Raw genomic sequence first — 17,845 nt, 5'->3', positions numbered from 1 at the left:
AAAAACATATTTCTACTAACTTTTTTCAAAATTCTTCGGACGATTTTGTCCGCCTGAGGCCAAATCAATAAATCGGGTAGCGCAATTGGAGCCAGGCTATCCTTTACAACTCGAAACCGTACCAAATGTGGGGCAAGACCATGAATTAATGGGAAATGCCACAGCGAAGGTTTTGTATAGGTGATTGAAGAAAACGATCTAGACTTTTAGGCTTCCACAAGTGCATTATTTCAGGAGTTGTTGTAGGCCATTTTTATTTCGTTTTCTATATCTTCTAAAAATATTTTGTCCAATGGATTTGAATATGGGTCGGACATTTTTCTTCCTTCAATGTAAAGTTCTTTTGCTTTTTGCAAACAGGATTTATATCCAACAGGATTATCTATTTTTAGATAAGTCATGGCCAAATAATATTGATTTTCTGCTAATTCATTGATTTCCGATTGCTTAATAAATATCTCAACTGCCTTTTCGTAATTTTCAGTTTCCAAATAAAGAACTCCAAGATGTAGGTAATCATATGCTCCTACGATATTTTCCTCTTCGTTTTGGTTAATTTGCTTTTCTAAAATAGCTATTGCCTTTCCTTTTTCGCCAATGGCTTTAAAGCACAAGCCTTTAGCAATATTCAAATGGTATGTTCCGTTTTGAGATTGTCCAATATCATAATCCACCAAACTATCCAACTTTTCAATGTCTTTGATGGCTCCTTTATAGTCCCTGAAAAATTGGTAACGACACCAACCTCTATATCCTAAATATTCTTTAGGATTTAATTCAACAGCTTTATCAATGAGTTTTTTCCAAGTCACAAAATCTCCACTTTTTAGATAAGCAATGGATTTTGCCCAATAAGCGTAGTCGAATGTTGGGTCAATTTCAATTGATTCATCCAATACAGATTGGTATTCCCTACTGAATTGATAGTAACCTTTAATTTCCATTGCTTTTTTACAAGCTTCGTATTTTAAAGTATCTCTATTATACTTGTAAGCTTCGCAATTCCGTTGGGCGAACGTACTTGAAAATGAAAACAGTACGATTAAAAAGTTAAAATATCTCATTATGGTAAGATTTCTGCTAATTGTCCGTCTGTAATTTTGATTATTAGATACATATAATAGTCAACTGGTACATTATCTCGTTTTAAAACTTCCCAATTTTCAATTCCTTTAGTTATGTCTAGCAGTTGAGAAACGATTTCTTTTTCAAACTCTTTTTCTTGATAATCGTAATCAGATTGCAAAATTCTAAATCTCCCTGCTTTTCCCTCACAGTTTATAATAAATCGTATTCTGATTAGTCCATTTTGATTTTTGTCTGGTATTGGTCGATACTTTGATTTGAACGTGTTTAAAATTTTCGATTTTTCTCCCTTATAAACAGGTCCTTCTCCCAAATTGAAATATTGAAAAATATTATCTTCTCCGTTACAAACTATAAACTCTGTTTTGTCTAGTTGGTCATTTGGTTCAATGTCCCCAACCCAACGTAAATATTTTTCTTTATCGTCAACTTTCTTTTCGGATTGACAACTCAAAAAAAATGAGAGTAGTACTATTATCGTAAAAAATGATTTGTTCATTTAGTTTAATTTATTCAAATGGCTTGCAAACTTAGTTTAAACCCTATTCCTTCCTGGCTATTTGGTTAATACCGCATTTATCTACAGATTTTTTGATGTTGTGGTAACCAAATTAGGGATTTCGTTTAACCACCCCAGAAGGCTGAGAAGATTTTGATCAAGAACCTTAATGATTATATAGAACGCATTCACTAAGGCCTAAAAAATAAGATTTCAAAATTCAGTATCACTTCAGAATTCTCATTTTTTCATACTTCTTACTCCATACTTTATATTTCACTATTCACTCTTCAAACTATTCACTGGATTCATCATCGCTGCTTTAATGGCCTGAAAACTTATAGTTATCAATGCTACAATAACCGCTAATACCCCTGAAACCAGGAATACCCACCAGTGAACCGGAACATGATACGCAAAACCTTCCAACCACTGATTCATTCCATACCAGGTTACAGGAGTAGCGACAAGAATCGCAATCAATACCAGTTTGACAAAATCTTTGGACAACAAACCCACAATACTTCCAGTGTCGGCACCTAGTACTTTTCTAATCCCGATTTCTTTGGTCCGCTGTTCTGCAGTGTAAGTGGCTAATCCTAATAATCCCAAACAGGCAATGAATATCGCCAATATAGAAAATGTGGTAAAAATCTGTCTGAACCGAAAGTCGGATTCATATTGGCGATTAAAGTCCTCATCCAAAAAGCTGTAAATAAAAGGCCGATGAGGTGCCAATTGATTCCAGACACTTTCAATTTGAGCCAAGGTACCGGGGAGATCTTCGGTTTTCAATTTTAGACTCATATACCTGCTTGCATAAGCCTCAAATGGCAAAGTCAAGGGTTCAACCTTGTTATGAAGAGAAATGTAATTGAAGTCTTTGACCACCCCAATTACTTCCCCAGCTCTTCCCCACTGATCGAATTTCTTTCCCACTGCATCTGCTGGATTGGCATAACCATATTGTCTTGCTGCTGCTTCATTGATTACTAAAGCAGAAGTGGAATCTGATGGATAATCACGGCTATAAGATCTTCCTGCGATTAACTCCAGATTAAAATGGTCAATAAAATCCAATCCAACCTGGAATATTGCCTGTCCCTCACCCACCATCTCTCCAGCTGGATTTTCAATCGTCGTATAAGCATTTGGGAAATGACTTCCTGGGACACTTCTAGAAAAGGCGACGGATGCTATTTGTTGGTTTTTCTCCAACTCATTTTCCAAAGAAGAGGAGACATTATTGACTTGCTCGTCATAGTTATAATCCACCACCAGCATTTGTTCCTTGTCAAAGCCCATGTCCTCTTCTAGTAAGTGACTCATCTGATTGTAGACGATGATGGTACCTGCAATCAAAGCGATCGAAAGACTGAATTGAAAAACCACCAACCCTTTTCGAAGATTTGCTCCTTTGGCGTCCGATTTATTGATCCCTTTAAGAATAGAAACTGGTCTGAAACTAGATAGAACCAATGCAGGATAAGAACCTGCCAGTAATCCAACAAACAGCACTATTCCGAAAAAGAAAGGAATGGTTTGCCAGTTTAAGATTCGACCGACCAACAATTCTTTTCCTGTCAAGTCATTCATCCAAGGCAAAGCTAGAGATACAAATAAGATTGCGACAATGGCAGAGAAAAGCACAATCACCAAGGACTCACCCAAAAACTGAAAAATTAAGCTATTCTTATCGGCACCTATAGATTTACGGATTCCAACTTCTTTAGCTCGTTCCATAGACCTGGCAGTAGATAAATTCATGAAATTGATGATCGCGATCCCAAGGATAAACAAGCCAATGATTGAAAACAGATAAATATTAGAAAGAGAAGCCGTTTCTCCGGGTTGACGCTGAACCTCTGATCTGAGGTATACATCTTTCAGCGGTTCAATTCCTATGGTATAATTGGGACCGTTTTCCTCGCTTGCTCTACGGGCAATGAATTCCGGTAATTTTGCTTCAAAAGCCTGCTGGTCAAATTGATCATTGACCAAAAAATAAGTATAGGTATCGACATATCCCCAAGAATCAAAGACATCTGGTCTAGATTGATAAAAAGTACTTAAGGATAGTAGTGTATTGAACTGAAGATGTGAATTGGATGGAAAATCCTTCATCACCCCAGTTACGGTGTAATCTCCAGCATCGGCCCTTCCTGCAACCTCACTTCCTTTCAACGTTTTTCCTAAGGCTTGTTCATCTCCAAAATATTTCCTTGCGGTAGACTCTGAAAGCACGACACTGTAGGGTGCAACCAGGGCATTTTTGGGATCTCCTTCCACCAATTCATATGAAAAAACCTCAAAAAAGGTGGAATCCATAAAGACAATTCCGTCTTCTTGTTGAGTCTGCTCCCCCACGGTAAACAAGATATCTCCTTTTCCAGAAAACCGAACAACCTTCTCCACTTCAGGAAAATCCAATTCCAAAGCAGGTCCTACTGGAGCATTTCCCCAAACCCAATAGTCTTCTCTTGAATTACTGGCCTGTTCATCCTCTCCAAAATACCCATGAACAACTCTAAAAATCCGATCGCCCTTTTCATTGAATTGATCATAGGAAAGTTCGTCCTGAACAAACATAAAAATCAGGACGCAGCAGGCCATTCCAATCCCCAATCCAACAATATTGATAAAGGAATACACCTTCTTTTTAAGAAGATTTCTATAGGCGATTTTAAAATAATTTTTCAGCATAATATTCTTGGTTTAAAGGTGGGAAGGTATCCTCCAACTCTTTTTTTCAACATTCGACAAACCTCATTCTTTATTACTCTTTCCTCTATTTTCAAGTAACCGGAAGGTTAGAGATCATTCTCCACTTTTCGAAAACCCAAACTTCCTATTTCTCAATTCTTACTCCTTATTTCTTACTTGTCATTCGTCCTTTAAACTCTTCACGGGATTAGCCTGGATACTTTTATAGGTTTGGAAGAAAATGGTTAAAACTGCCATTGCTAAGCAGGACAAAATTGCCAAGGCAATAACTCCTATGCTGATTCCGGTTTTATAGGCAAATTCCTCTAGCCATTGATCCATGAAGTACACGGATATGGGAATTGCCAATACCACCGAAATCAAAACCAATCGAAGATAAGATGCAGATAACATAAAAAAGATTTCTGCTATTGATGCTCCAAACACTTTTCTAATACCAATTTCTTTTGTTCTCAGATGAGTAGTATAGGCAGTCAATCCAAATAGGCCCAAACAAGCAATCAAAATGGAAATGAACGTCAACACTTTTAATAAATCTGCTATTTTCATTTCAGAATGATAGACCCTTTCAAAATCCTGATCCAAAAAGGAATAAATCATAGGAACTCGAGGTTCGTATACTTTCCATCCTGCCATCAATTCTTCAACAGCAGACTCGACCTTATTCCCCAGAACTTTTACGGTGATATAATCCCTCAAGTAATAATCATGTAGGTATTCAATGACCAAAGGTTTGATTTCATTTCTATAGGTTTCAAAATTAAAATCCTTCACTAGGCCTACTACTTCCAAAGAAGCCTCGTCATCATCACCTTGGTTTTTCACAAGAACTTGACCGATCGGATCTTCTGCTATCCCCAAATATTCAGCAGCTTTTTCATTGATGATAACTTTTCCAGCATCCGCACCGGGCGTTGAGGCAAAGTTTCTACCTTCCAATAATTCGAATTGATATGTATCCAAATAATCAGCATCTGCTTCATACCAATTCATCCCTTGATTTTCTTTGGAATAAGTAGAGTTAAAAGAACGCATCTGATACTGCCCTGTCATAGGGATTCCAGTGGAGAAGCTCATCATTTCGATTTGGCTGCTGGATGCAAATCGACCTTTGAAATCCTCTCGTTGTTCATTTTGAATTTCCCCATCATTATGAATAATGACCAGTTGTTCCTTACTATAGCCAGGATTGGAATTCTGAATAAAACTCATTTGTCGTTGAACCAGCAGCGTACAAATAATAAGGGTCAAAGAAGTTACGAACTGAAAAACCACCAAGGAATTCCTGAAGGAATGCGCATTTTTCCCAACAGCCAATTGCTTTTTCAAAATCAACAATGGCTTAAAAGAAGACAGGTAAAATGCTGGATAGGCTCCAGATAATAGCGTTAAAACCAACAGCAAAACAGGTATCATTCCCAACGCTAAAGGATTGGTAAATAAATTAAACTGAAGATCTTTTCCGGAAAGTTGATTAAATAGTCCATTTGATAATTGAACTACCACTAGTGAAAGAATGATTGAAATCAGAACCATAAGAAAGGCCTCAGTCAAAAATTGGTAAATCAGTTGAGATTTTGCTGAGCCCATTACTTTCCTTACTCCTACCTCCATAGATCGAAGTCCTGCTTTAGCCGTAGCCAAATTCATAAAATTGATACAGGCCAAAAGCAAGACGAATATGGCCACCAAAGAAAAAATATACACATAACTTTCATACCCATTCGCTTCCAATTCTCTCAGCAAATGTGATTTCAAATGGATATCCTCAATCGGCATCATCTGAAGATTATAATCAGAACCTTCACCCTCGCTATCGAAGGCGGGAATTGCGTAGTTTGAAACAATCTGATTTAATTTTTCTTTGACGGCTCCACTACTTCCATCCTCGATTTTAACGTAAGTGTTTAGAATTGGCCAAGTCCAAGAATCCATTAAGAAAATCTCCTGATGTATCCCTGGTTCATACACCAACATATCAAAATGAACATGGGATTGAGAGGGGATATCTTGAATCACCGCAGCGATTTCCCGAGGTGTTGGATCATTACTTCCAATCAATAAAACCTTTCCCAAAACTTCTTGGGGAAATACCTCTCCAAAATACTTCTTAGCGAGAGATTCTGTAATTACAATGTAATTCGGCTGGGAAAGTGCTTTTTCTTTACTTCCCGCAATCAAAGGCATGTCAAAAACCTGAAAGAAATTTGGTTCAGCATAGAATACTTTTTCCTCTCTAAATACCTGATCTTTATTTGGACCTGACCCTGGCTGAATGGTAAAATCATTCCATTTCAAAATTCTAGTCACTGCATTGACCTCAGGAATATCAGAAGCAATCCTCGGTCCTAATGCAGGAGGTGCGGTAGCATAACTTGCCGTTTTAAATTCGCCCCACCGTGCATTTACTCTATAAATGGAAGAATATTCAGGTAGATATTGATCATAACTTAGTTCATCCTGAATAAAAAGTGAGATCATCAAAAAACCGCTGATACCCAGAGTCAGACCAAAGATATTCAGACCTGTATACAGTCTGTTTTTCTTTAGTACTCTCCAGGCAATTTTCAGATAGTTCTTTAGCATTGTTTTCTAGGTGTAAAAGGTTGGATTATTTCACCAAAACCTTTATTCATCAATCGATAATCTTATTTCTTTTATACTTATTAAATTCTCCAAAAAGCGATTAATTTTCACATCTTTCTTCCTTATCGAAAAGCCCGTATTTCTTATTTCAGACTTCTCCCTTCTGACTTCTGACTTTTATTTTATTCATCCGACAAACTATCCACAGGATTTGCCAAGGCAGATTTTACTGCTTTAGAACCTACAGTTAAGCCTGTGATAAGTAAGGAACAAATCATAACAAAAATAAACAGACCAGAGGAAAATGGGATTTTATAAGCGAAGCTTTCAAGCCACTTTTCCATCATCCAGTAGGCAATTGGAACTGCCATAAAAAACGCCAGCAAAACCATCAGAAAGTATTCTTTTGTTAGCATCAAAGTGATCTGAGAGACAGAAGCACCAAGTACTTTTCTAATTCCTATTTCCTTCACTTTCTGGCTGATCATAAAGGAAACCAGACCATATAGTCCAATGCAAGAAATCAAAATTGAGATAGCTGCAAAAATCTTAAATATCAAAGCAAGTTTTTGTTCGCTTTCATAGAATTGCTGGATGGATTCATCTAAGAAACTACCATGATAAATCTGCTCAGGATAAATTTTATTAAAACTCTCTTCAATTTCCGAGATACTTTCCAAAGATGTGTTTTCATCAAATTTCAAACCTACTACATGGTAATAATCTTTCTTCGGAGCGACCACCAACTGCTTAATTTCATCCCGAAGTGAGTTGACTGTAAAATCTTTAATTACTCCAGTAATAGTTGCCCACTCATTCATCATACCCAATCTAAATTGTCTTCCAATAGCATCATTTGGGTCTTCAATCAACAGACGCTTTGCCATGGTTTCATTGATCACTACTTCGCGAATCGTATCGCTCGCTTGATAAGGGCCACCGGCCAAAAACTCAATCCCATAGGTTTCGAAGTATTTTTCATCTCCGAATTTTGTATAAGCAGGAAAAGGGACATCTTCATTTACCCCATCAAAATAGAAATTAAACAAGCTGTTATTATCAGAGGCAGGAACGTCAGATGCCAAACTTGCAGAAATGACGCTTGGATTCTTTAACAGCTCCTGCTTAAAAAAATCAATTCTTCTTTCATTTTCAGAGTCAAAAGGCACTTCTACAAAATAAACATGGTCTTTTGCAAATCCCAGGTCAGCTTCCTGAACCATATTCATCTGGCGAATTGCAATAATGGTACTGATCATTAGTATTTGCGCGATGACAAATTGAACAACAACCAAAGCTTTCCGGACTGAAATTCCTCCGATTTTATTTTTCTGAGATTTACTTTTCAGGGCATGAATAGGCTTAAATTTCGAAATAACCAATGCTGGGTAAAAACCAGAAAGTAATGTAATTACCAAAATTAACCCTCCAGCAAAGCTCACAATAACTGGCTGGAACAAATTGATTTTATCCGGAACATCTGCAATCGAACTTAATAATGGAGACAAAATGCTAGCAGCTAGAACTCCAATCACAGTCGCAATGAAAACTGAAAGAAAAGTTTCCCCGAAAGACTGTAAAATGATCTGGGATTTTGAACTTCCCATCACTTTACGAACTCCAATTTCTTTCCCTTTTCCAATGGCTCTAGAGGTGGCCAAATTCACAAAATTAATGGAAGCTATAACTAGAATAAACAATCCAATAATCACCAAGGTATTAACGGTAGACAAGCGAGTCACACTACCACTGATGCTTCCATATACCTGATCAAAGTGAATGTCTTTGTAAGGTTGTAGGATCAAAGCCTTCTCTGAATTTCCTCTCCCTTCGAAATTCTTTTTGGTAAAGCCATCTAAAGCTGCCTGCGTATTAGCTAAATCGGCATTTTCTGCCAAGCTCACATAGAGCTGATTGTCACTTCCCAAGCTTCCCCAAGACTCTAAATCATGGTCATAAATCTCTGGATTAGATCGTATCGTTTGATAAGAAACCAGTATATCAAAAAACATATTGCTGTTATCTGGGATATCTTCCACGACTCCTCCTATTGTTAAATTTAATCCACTGGAGAAATCTAAAGTCTTATTTTCAGCCATTTCCCAGCTGCCAAAAAACTTGGCTGCAGTGGTCTTAGTCAGGATAATTTTATTGGGTTCTGAAAGGCTTTGGATATCACCGGTAACAAATTCCAAATCAAAAAGATCTGCAAAATCAGGTGTGGTATAAAAAGTATAGTCGATTTCATACTTGTCTGGAATCCCTGCTTTTGTGGCATCCTTGTATATATTAACCTGAGTGTTATAGGCAGATTTGACAGGCACAACTTCCTCAAAAGGCAAGTTTTCTGCGGCAATAGCATCAGGAACAGGATTGTTGACTCCGGGATTGTAATCGAATCCATCCGGATATTTGTCTTTGGAAACGATCCTATAAATCTTATCGTAATGGCTTTGAAATTTATCAAAGCTCATTTCATATTGTATGATGACAAAAAGTAAGAGAGAGGCGGTGATCCCAATGGCTAATCCAAAGATATTGATGGCACCAGCCCATTTGCTCCGGACCAGATTTCTCCAGGCAACTTTCAAATAATTTGTAAACATATTGGCAATAGTTTCGGTAGTTCTAAATCTAGAGATTGAAAATCCCTACCAACTATTCCAGTTTTATGCCATACAAAAAACCCTTTTTCCTGCTAGCAAAGAGGTTTTTAGTCATGAATACTAAAATCAATCGGACATTTTTGTTCGTTAATGGGCAATGTCAGATTGCAGTTTACAGTGAACAGTTGGCAGTTTACCCATCGGAGGAAAGTGGCAGTGAGCAGTATCCTCAACTTGTCAGCTTGAGAGACGAGAGTCTCGAAATCGAAGGCAGGGAACGATTTGTCAAACAAGGGCAGATCGCTTTTTTGCTCGTCATTGCGAGCGGAGCGTGGCAATCTCAAACTTCAAACTTCCTGCCCTCCTACTCAGTCACTTTTGGTCTTTGGAAACTAAACAGCAAGTAGAAAAGAGAGGGAAGGATAAAAAGACTTCCAATTAATAATGCCCAAGCAAGTGAATCTATTGATTTTCCCAAGGCGGCAGAATTCAAAACCGATAGATTTGCACCGCTTTCTATTATTACAACATCCGGGAAATAATGAAATCCAAAAGCAATAAGAATTGCCGATACCACAAACCCACTTAGAAAACGACTGACTTTTCTTTTCCCTTTTTCCAATTGAAACCAAAGGAGTAAAATTGCCAAGGTCGCTAGAGCAAGAATAGAAAAAGTGATCGGTTCCAGAATCAATAAGCGAATCAACTCAATTCCATGGATTTCTGCAGCTAAAAACACCAACCCTCCTGCTAAAACAGTTAAAAGCAGAAACATTCTTGCTTTCTTTATAATTAGCTTTTTTAACTCCGTTTCTTCAGCCTCTCCTACCAAATAAACTGCCGCTAAAAAGCCACAGATCATTATGGTGAAAACCCCGAGAGAAAGACTAAAAAAGTTGAACCAAGGATAAATAAATGACTGATAAAAGTCGGTAGCCTCCGGGTCAATTCTTCCACTGACAGTAGCACCAAATATCAAGCCCAAAAAAAGAGGCGTTACAAAACTGGAATAGGTGAAAATCAGATTGTAAACCCGCTGCATCTCATCCTTGACCGCATCATAATGCCTGAACACGAAGGCCGTACCTCTTCCGATAATACCGATCAGCATCAACACAAGTGGTATATGTAAATGGACAGACAACAGCGTATAAATAGGAGGAAAACCGACAAACAAAATCACTATTGTAATAATCAACCACATATGATTAGCCTCCCAGACCGGTCCAATGGTTTGATAAGTAATAGCACGAACCTGATCCCGCATTTTTGCAGGGGTAAAGATTTCCACAATTCCTGCCCCAAAATCGGCACCTCCCAATAACACATACAGAAGGACCGATAAACCAAGAAAAATTATGACTACGTATAGCATCATTCTGATTAAGGATTAGTAGAAATTTGATTTTCAACAGGTTTCTCATCCACTTTTAAAGATTCCGGAACAGCTTTGATCTGCCGGATCAACAGGAAAATAACTGCAACAGACAGCGAGAGATAAATTGCCGAAAAAAGATAAAATGAGTAAGCAATCCCTGGAATCGGACTGACCGCATCTTTGGTTTTCAATACTTCATAAATTATCCATGGTTGTCGCCCCACCTCCGTCACTGTCCAGCCGGCCTCCACAGCAATAAAACCGAGTGGCGTCGCCACTACAAAAAGCCAAAGAAACCAAGTTGCCCGAAGCCAATCCTTCTTTTTCCAGATAGATAAAAAATATAAAAGACTCAAAGCCATTAGAACCATTCCTATTCCTACCATAATCTGGAAAGCAAAATGGGTAACCATAACGGGGGGATGATTTTCTTCTGGAAACTGATCCAAACCAATTACTTCTTCTTCAAAATCTCCGTGAGCTAGAAAACTCAAAGCTCCAGGTATTTTGATTGCATAATTGACAGTTTTATTTTCTACATCAGGAATTCCACCTATGATCAAAGAAGCACCTTTTTCAGTTTTAAAATGAGCTTCCATCGCTGCAAATTTTGCAGGCTGGCGAACAGCAATATCCTTAGCAGAGATGTCTCCGGAAATAGGTTGTAAAAAGGCTGCGACCCCACCAAAAACCAGCGCGATTCGAAAAGCTTTTTGATGAAACGCGATGTTTTTCCTCCGAATAATCATATAAGCATGAATCCCAGCCACTGCAAATCCAGTTGCTGCAAAGGCAGCTAAAGTCATGTGTAAAGATTGCGAAAACCAGGCATCGTTAAACAAAGCTTTTATCGGATCTATATTCAGATACTCTCCATTGACATAATCAAACCCAGAGGGACTGTTCATCCAACCATTCGCCGCTACCACCAAAATCCCGGAAGCCAAACCACTAATTCCTACTACCACACCAGTAAACCAATGAAACCAGGGTTTGAATTTTCCCCAACCATATAAAAAGAATCCCAAGGCAATCGCTTCAATAAAAAAGGCCGTTCCTTCCAGAGAAAATGGCATTCCAAAAATTGGCCCTGCATGTAGCATAAATTTTGGCCAAAGTAAACCTAGCTCAAAAGAAAGCATGGTACCCGAAACAGCACCCGTCACAAAGAAAATGGCCACGCCTTTACTCCAAGCTTTGGTCAGGTCTTTATAAAGGGGGTTTTTGGTTTTGAGATATTGGTAATGTGAGGTCGCCATAAAAAAAGGCATCACCATTCCGATACAAGCAAAAATAATATGAAATCCCAGCGAAAGCGCCATTTGGGAACGGGCAGCTAAAAGATCCTCCATGGAATTTAAATACGTTGAATCCGCTTCACACTGGAAGAAGATTAGGTTAAATTATTTACTCAAATGACGCTGATTCTGCAAGATTAGTTCAGGTTTAACTTAACTTATTTCAAGCTTTTATAATAGAAAGCAAAAGTGATTCAATCCCATTTTTTTGAGATAAAAGTAAAAGACCAATATTGAGATATTGGTAACTATTCTCACATAATCAAAATTTAAAGCAATGGATTTCAATCATTTTTCTGTAGTTTAATTACAAAAAAATATTTTCATGTACATCAAACGATACTACAGTTTTTGGATGACAGTAAGATGGTCCAAATTCTCTTTGATTTATGGCATAATTTACTCCTTTATCATCATTGTTCTTTACGAAATCACATCTATCCCTTTCTCCCTTCCCTGGCAACCAATATCTGTCATAGGTGTGGCTGTTGCATTTTTCTTGGGATTCAAAAATAACAGCTCGTATGATCGTACTTGGGAAGCAAGAAAAATCTGGGGAGCCATCGTCAATGAAAGCAGGACCTTTGCCACGGCAATCTTAAATTTACCTAATTCTGACTTGCCATTTAATCGTAAAAAGAAGATGATTTACAGGCATCTCGCTTGGTTGATAGCCTTAAAGCATATTATGAGGCAGGAGAAAACCTGGGAACATAATTTACCGGTTAACAAATTGAATTTCATCCCAGGATTTATCAAGGAATATTATGACGGCATCTATGCGGAAATAGAAAAATATCTCTCAGTAGAAGAATTGACTCAACTAAAAACCTACTCCAACATTCCTTCTCAAATCCTAAAGAATCAAAGCACTGAGCTCTCAGAATTAAAAGAACAGGGATTTCTGAGTGATTACAAACAGGTTTGGCTTCATCAATTGATCGGTAATCTTTACACCCATCAGGGTATGTCGGAACGAATTAAAAACTTCCCATTCCCCCGACAATATGCTTCGACAGGACTTTGGATTACCTATATCTTTTGTGCTTTAATCCCATTTGGTCTGTTAGATATTTTTGAGCAGTCCCGCGCACTTCATTATTGGTTGACGATTCCTTTTTCAGCCATTATCATCTGGATTTTCTTCTTGGTAGATCGAATCGGAGATTATTCAGAAAATCCTTTCGAAGGTGGATATAACGATGTACCGATTTCATCAGTAACAAGAGCTATCGAGATTGATCTTCTAGAAATGATCGGAGATGAAAACATCCCTGCTCCTTATAAAACTGAAAATGGATTTTTGATGTAATCATATTTTCTGATTGACGCTGAGTTGAAAGGTTAACTAAGAGATTTAGGATATATTTTTAAAGAGAGATGAATTCAAAAAATAGAAGGTTACCCCGTTTGGCAAGTTGGGATTATGGAACTAAGGCTTCCTATTTTATCACAATATGCTGTAAAAACAGATAACATTTTTTCGGAGAAATCATCAAAAATAAAACACAATTGACACCAGCGGGAGCGATTGCTTCGGTCTTTTGGCATGAAATAAAAACCCATGCAAAAAACATCGAATTGGGCGAATTTGTGGTTATGCCCAACCATATCCATGGGATTTTGATATTGAAGGGCGATGAAACGACGTACGGACAACGCATGCGTTGTCCCTACTACCATCGTTAAACCGATTCCAAAATCAGGGGAAAAATACCGATTCATCCATTATCGGATCCTATAAATCTGCGGTAACCAAATATTGTAATCTGTTGGAATTACCAATGGGCTGGCAATCTCGATTCCATGATCATATCATTCGTAATGAGAATTCTTTTCATAGAATCTCTCAATATATCCGAAACAATCATGCCAACTGGCTGGAGGATAAATTCTATTAATTCACGAATCTCAAATAATGATATTTATCTCTTTCGGATGCTACTAGACCCTGAAACTTTAATATCTCCCATTCTAGGCGATCCGGAATAAACTATATCTCCCGAACCTGAAGACCTTACTGAAATCATTCCCAAATCTCCTACATTAGTATCACCTGAGCCTGATTTAGAAACTTCCAAGTCCTCAATGGAAAGGTCATCTGCAACAAAATCTCCTGAACCGGATTGTTTGATTTGTGCATCTCCAATTGATCCACTTTGAATTTTGATTTTTGCTGAACCAGAAATGGATGCTTCCAAATCATCTGCCCTTAGATCTTTCATGTAGATATCTCCTGAACCAGATAAACCAATATAAAAATCCTCTGCTATCACATCCGATTCTACCTCCATTTTACCTGATCCGGAACATCTCACTCCTTCAAGGCTCGTATAAGTTACATAAAAAGTCAAATCAACATTTCTGTAATTTCCATTGACTAAGCCTAGTTTTAATACATCTCCATCAATTTCAGTTTTTACTTTGCTGAGTTCCACTCCCTTTGCTTCGATTCTGATTTCTTCGGTGTTTCCCTCCGTGAGTATCACTTCCCAGCTTCCACCAGAATGTACTTTTGTGAAATGTCCCGGTGTTCTTGTCTCTGTCTGTTGAGCCTGAGCGCAAGAGACCATAACGAATGCTGCTACAGCAAATGCTGCAATTTTTGAAAAGATTTTCATGGTATAAAACAATTAGTTGATTTGAATTTTTTGCTTTTATCTTTGGACCAAAAAACATTCTGATTGAGCTTGGTCTACTTCTATAAGATGCATTTCTTTTTTGGAAGGTTGCATCTGCCTGTGTTATTTATAATTCTTCTCCGTTGACGACAAATTCTAGAAGCCTACCAGTCAACTTAGATTGATTAATCCATATCACATTCATTCTTTATACTACATTTGTGCCATCCAAAAAATCAGCTCAAACAGTCCAAAAACGATGATTTCAAATGAATTAACCCATATTTCTCGGACATAGTCGTTCGTATACGGTCAAAAAAACTATCAAGAGCTTAGCCTAGTAAAAGTAAAATCATTGAAAAGAGCCCATTTTTTTGGATAAAGAACAGTTTTAATATCAGTAAGAAATTGCCTTTTTCAAGGTAAATTACCTCCTAATTATTGTTTTTCTCTGCTTTTCTTTCGGCTTTTTCCTGCTTTTTAAAGTAGCGTCTAAAAAGGAAATTTGAGCGCATGGCTTCCATATTCTCATTTAGCTTTTCGGTGCTCGATTCGAGATTCTCAAGAGTTTGATCTACTTGTTGGCGGAAAACAGAATCTTGTAGAATCAGACCTGCCGTTCCTTCTCCTTTTTGAATATTGTCCATCAACAAATTCATACTGTGCATCACTTCTTCTGCCTCAGCACTGGTATTTTGAAGCTGGATCAATGTTCCCTCAAAATTTGAATTCATAATACTATCGGTGAATAAACTATTCACAATTCCATCTCCCTTCTCAAAAGAAGAAATAATGTTTTTCCCCGACTTAGTTATTTCAGCTGCATTTTCGCCAGCATTCTTGAATTCACGAACTGCGACATTAATATCATTCACTAATTCAGGTTCGCTTAATAATGTCCAAAGCGCTTCGCTATTATTCAATTTGTCAGTGATTTGGGTCAAATTGATCAAAGTTTTTTCTAAATAATTACCCGTTGTATTTAGAGTTTCGAGCATTTCATCGGTATCAATCTGGGGTAAAGCATATAAAACATCCCCTGGAACAAGCGTAGCTGCATCCCCTTCCATCGGATTGATATGAATTATCTTATTTCCCATTAACCCATCTGTATTGATCGTAGTTTTTGAGTTGCTCTTGATAAAAGACTGCATGGATTTATGAATCAAAAGCTCCACATGGATGATAGAATCATTCTTCATTTCGATGGCACTTACAGTACCTACATCCATACCTTTGTAGCGGACATTATTGCCGGGCAATAACCCATTCACGTTCTCCATTTCAGCAATTATCTTTATAGAGGATCCAAAAATATTTTGATTTTTACCAATTAAATAGAGCGAAAAAACCAGAAAAATAAGACTGGCTAATACTAAAGCTCCAAGTTTGGCATTCTCTATTTTTCGTTCTTTTTTCATATTAACGGAAGAATTCACTGACTTTTGGATCAGTGTTTTTCATTAAATTATCATAAGTATCTGCGACATAATTCCTTCCCTCGATCAACGTTATTACACGATTAGATGTCATTCGAATACAATTCATATCATGAGAAATTATCACTGAAGAAGCCTTGTATTTTTTTTGGATAGAAATCATAAGTTCACTTATCTCCCTCGCAGTAATCGGGTCCAAACCTGTTGTCGGTTCATCATATAAGATCACCTGTGGTTTTAAAATAAGAGTTCTTGCCAAAGCTATTCGTTTCCTCATTCCTCCAGACAATTCCGATGGCATCATATTGACTGTGTGAGAAAGTCCTACATCCTCAAGCGCCTCCATCACCGCTTCTTCGGCTTGGCTTTCACGCTGCTCTACCGTCCAATGTCGCCTAAGTGGAAACTCAAGATTTTCTCTAACTGTCATCGAGTCATACAATGCGTTGCTCTGAAAAAGAAACCCGACATCTTTTCTAAGCAAATCCATCTCATCCTGATCTAATTCACTGATATCGTGATCTAAAACCATTATTTTCCCCAAATCCGGTTCTATCAGCTTGATAATACATTTAATTAAGACAGACTTTCCCGAACCTGACTTTCCAAGAATTACTAGATTTTCGCCCCTTTCTAATTTCATCGAAAAGTCCCTTAACACATGATTTTCGCCAAAGGACTTGTTAAGTTTCGATATTTCAATTATAAAATTGTTAGCCTCCATAAATCAAGTCAAGCCTAATAAATCTGTGATCTGAACTGCTATCAAATCCAATATAAAAACCAATAGTGAAGCAACTATTACTGCTGTGGTAGCTGATCTTCCTACTCCTTCAGTTCCTTTTTGAGAATTATATCCTTTATAGCAACCTACTATTCCTATGGCAAATCCAAAGAAAAAAGTCTTGATCAATGAAGGAATAAAATCCCCAAAATTCAAAGCATCAAATGCCTGAAACCAATAGAGTGACCAGCTTACAGAACCTTTTATATTAACTCCCAAAAAACCTCCATACAGAGAAATAGCAATCGCTAAAATAGACAGAATGGGAACCATTAAAGTGGATGCCATTACTCTTGTGACCACTAGGTATTTAAAAGGATTTGTCCCTGATACTTCCATCGCATCAATCTGCTCGGTCACTCGCATAGAGCCCAGTTCAGCACCAATTCCTGATCCGATTTTTCCTGCACAAATTAATGCAGTTATCACTGGCGAAATTTCACGAACCAACGATACTGAAACCATAGAAGGTAAAAGTGATGCTGCTCCAAATTCAACTAATGTAGGACGCGACTGAATAGTGAGAACTAACCCCATGATGAATGCGGTAATACTCACAAGTGTAAATGTCTTATAGCCTATCCAAAAACATTGATTAATAAATTCTTCGTATTCCTGTTTAGGCTTCGTGATTTCTTTGAAGAATCTCCCCGTAAACCTGGCTATATCACCTACTTCCTTGAAAAATGGCGTATCGATTACTTTCAAAATCAGAGTCTTTAATTATAACCTTTAAGTTGCAAATAGCATTCATCAATATTGAAAAGCAAAATCATTTAAATTACTGATATATATCAGTTTCACTCCTAAAAAATCTGTGACTA

Annotated in this window: 14 protein-coding genes; 2 read left to right on the top strand and 12 right to left on the bottom strand. The window is 37.5% G+C overall.

The window, feature by feature from the left end; all coding sequences use genetic code 11:
* Window positions 1–230: 230 nt before the first annotated feature.
* The 5 genes from AAGF08_RS03355 to AAGF08_RS03335 all read right to left on the bottom strand — a co-directional run bounded on the left by AAGF08_RS03355 (window position 231) and on the right by AAGF08_RS03335 (window position 9,501).
* Window positions 231–1,064, bottom strand: coding sequence for a hypothetical protein (locus AAGF08_RS03355; protein ID WP_343509568.1), 834 nt, complete (start codon window positions 1,062–1,064; stop codon window positions 231–233).
* Window positions 1,064–1,585 carry a hypothetical protein gene (locus AAGF08_RS03350; protein ID WP_343509566.1) on the bottom strand — a complete coding sequence of 174 codons (522 nt, stop codon included), beginning with the start codon at window positions 1,583–1,585 and terminating at the stop codon, window positions 1,064–1,066. Before AAGF08_RS03350 ends, AAGF08_RS03355 begins: the two co-directional genes overlap by 1 nt.
* 279 nt (window positions 1,586–1,864) lie before the next feature.
* A complete protein-coding gene (locus AAGF08_RS03345) occupies window positions 1,865–4,288 on the bottom strand; it encodes an ABC transporter permease (protein WP_343509564.1) in 2,424 nt (807 codons plus the stop codon).
* Between the two features lie 180 nt (window positions 4,289–4,468).
* Window positions 4,469–6,895 carry an ABC transporter permease gene (locus AAGF08_RS03340; RefSeq protein WP_343509562.1) on the bottom strand — a complete coding sequence of 809 codons (2,427 nt, stop codon included), beginning with the start codon at window positions 6,893–6,895 and terminating at the stop codon, window positions 4,469–4,471.
* A 182-nt stretch (window positions 6,896–7,077) separates the two neighbouring features.
* Entirely contained in the window at window positions 7,078–9,501 is a 2,424-nt protein-coding gene (locus AAGF08_RS03335) for an ABC transporter permease (protein ID WP_343509560.1), read from the bottom strand.
* Window positions 9,502–9,536: 35 nt separating this feature from the next.
* Here AAGF08_RS03335 and AAGF08_RS03330 point away from each other — a divergent pair, with 35 nt between their 5' ends.
* Window positions 9,537–9,908, top strand: coding sequence for a hypothetical protein (locus AAGF08_RS03330; protein WP_343509558.1), 372 nt, complete (start codon window positions 9,537–9,539; stop codon window positions 9,906–9,908).
* On the opposite strand, the gene AAGF08_RS03325 is transcribed toward AAGF08_RS03330, so the two are convergent.
* Window positions 9,866–10,879, bottom strand: coding sequence for a cytochrome d ubiquinol oxidase subunit II (locus tag AAGF08_RS03325; protein ID WP_343509556.1), 1,014 nt, complete (start codon window positions 10,877–10,879; stop codon window positions 9,866–9,868). The two genes, AAGF08_RS03330 and AAGF08_RS03325, sit on opposite strands and share 43 nt — an antisense overlap.
* A gap of 5 nt (window positions 10,880–10,884) precedes the next feature.
* The gene (locus AAGF08_RS03320; RefSeq protein ID WP_343509554.1) at window positions 10,885–12,231 is read right to left on the bottom strand and encodes a cytochrome ubiquinol oxidase subunit I; all 1,347 of its coding nucleotides are present in this window, start codon (window positions 12,229–12,231) and stop codon (window positions 10,885–10,887) included.
* 271 nt (window positions 12,232–12,502) lie between these two features.
* On the opposite strand from AAGF08_RS03320, the gene AAGF08_RS03315 reads away from it, so the two are divergent.
* Window positions 12,503–13,489 (top strand): bestrophin family ion channel, encoded by a 987-nt coding sequence (locus AAGF08_RS03315; protein ID WP_343509552.1) that lies wholly within the window; start codon window positions 12,503–12,505, stop codon window positions 13,487–13,489.
* A gap of 89 nt (window positions 13,490–13,578) precedes the next feature.
* Here the strand turns inward: AAGF08_RS03315 and AAGF08_RS03310 are convergent, their stop codons facing one another.
* The 5 genes from AAGF08_RS03310 to AAGF08_RS03290 all read right to left on the bottom strand — a co-directional run bounded on the left by AAGF08_RS03310 (window position 13,579) and on the right by AAGF08_RS03290 (window position 17,729).
* Window positions 13,579–13,902, bottom strand: a complete 324-nt coding sequence (locus AAGF08_RS03310) for a hypothetical protein (protein WP_343509550.1) — start codon at window positions 13,900–13,902, stop codon at window positions 13,579–13,581.
* 200 nt (window positions 13,903–14,102) lie between these two features.
* Window positions 14,103–14,798 (bottom strand): head GIN domain-containing protein, encoded by a 696-nt coding sequence (locus tag AAGF08_RS03305; RefSeq protein ID WP_343509547.1) that lies wholly within the window; start codon window positions 14,796–14,798, stop codon window positions 14,103–14,105.
* A 434-nt stretch (window positions 14,799–15,232) separates the two neighbouring features.
* Window positions 15,233–16,219: an MlaD family protein gene (locus tag AAGF08_RS03300; protein ID WP_343509545.1), complete on the bottom strand. Its 987-nt coding sequence runs from the start codon at window positions 16,217–16,219 to the stop codon at window positions 15,233–15,235.
* A 1-nt stretch (window position 16,220) separates the two neighbouring features.
* The gene (locus AAGF08_RS03295) at window positions 16,221–16,961 is read right to left on the bottom strand and encodes an ATP-binding cassette domain-containing protein (RefSeq protein ID WP_343509543.1); all 741 of its coding nucleotides are present in this window, start codon (window positions 16,959–16,961) and stop codon (window positions 16,221–16,223) included.
* Window positions 16,962–16,964: 3 nt separating this feature from the next.
* Window positions 16,965–17,729, bottom strand: a complete 765-nt coding sequence (locus AAGF08_RS03290) for an ABC transporter permease (RefSeq protein WP_343509541.1) — start codon at window positions 17,727–17,729, stop codon at window positions 16,965–16,967.
* Window positions 17,730–17,845: the final 116 nt, after the last annotated feature.

Origin of the sequence: Algoriphagus sp. SE2 (assembly GCF_039563885.1) — a bacterium.
Taxonomy (GTDB): Bacteria; Bacteroidota; Bacteroidia; order Cytophagales; family Cyclobacteriaceae; genus Algoriphagus.
The sequence above is the reverse complement of the archived record's forward strand: the minus strand, read 5'-3'. Positions and strand labels throughout refer to the sequence as shown.

Excerpts from the sequence above, each read along its gene's own strand:
- AAGF08_RS03355 (WP_343509568.1), bottom strand. The coding sequence starts at position 1,064 with ATGAGATATTTTAACTTTTTAATCGTACTGTTTTCATTTTCAAGTACG.
- AAGF08_RS03350 (WP_343509566.1), bottom strand. The coding sequence starts at position 1,585 with ATGAACAAATCATTTTTTACGATAATAGTACTACTCTCATTTTTTTTG.
- AAGF08_RS03345 (WP_343509564.1), bottom strand. The coding sequence starts at position 4,288 with ATGCTGAAAAATTATTTTAAAATCGCCTATAGAAATCTTCTTAAAAAG.
- AAGF08_RS03340 (WP_343509562.1), bottom strand. The coding sequence starts at position 6,895 with ATGCTAAAGAACTATCTGAAAATTGCCTGGAGAGTACTAAAGAAAAAC.
- AAGF08_RS03335 (WP_343509560.1), bottom strand. The coding sequence starts at position 9,501 with ATGTTTACAAATTATTTGAAAGTTGCCTGGAGAAATCTGGTCCGGAGC.
- AAGF08_RS03325 (WP_343509556.1), bottom strand. The coding sequence starts at position 10,879 with ATGATGCTATACGTAGTCATAATTTTTCTTGGTTTATCGGTCCTTCTG.
- AAGF08_RS03320 (WP_343509554.1), bottom strand. The coding sequence starts at position 12,231 with ATGGAGGATCTTTTAGCTGCCCGTTCCCAAATGGCGCTTTCGCTGGGA.
- AAGF08_RS03315 (WP_343509552.1), top strand. The coding sequence starts at position 12,503 with ATGTACATCAAACGATACTACAGTTTTTGGATGACAGTAAGATGGTCC.
- AAGF08_RS03310 (WP_343509550.1), bottom strand. The coding sequence starts at position 13,902 with ATGAATCGGTATTTTTCCCCTGATTTTGGAATCGGTTTAACGATGGTA.
- AAGF08_RS03305 (WP_343509547.1), bottom strand. The coding sequence starts at position 14,798 with ATGAAAATCTTTTCAAAAATTGCAGCATTTGCTGTAGCAGCATTCGTT.
- AAGF08_RS03300 (WP_343509545.1), bottom strand. The coding sequence starts at position 16,219 with ATGAAAAAAGAACGAAAAATAGAGAATGCCAAACTTGGAGCTTTAGTA.
- AAGF08_RS03295 (WP_343509543.1), bottom strand. The coding sequence starts at position 16,961 with ATGGAGGCTAACAATTTTATAATTGAAATATCGAAACTTAACAAGTCC.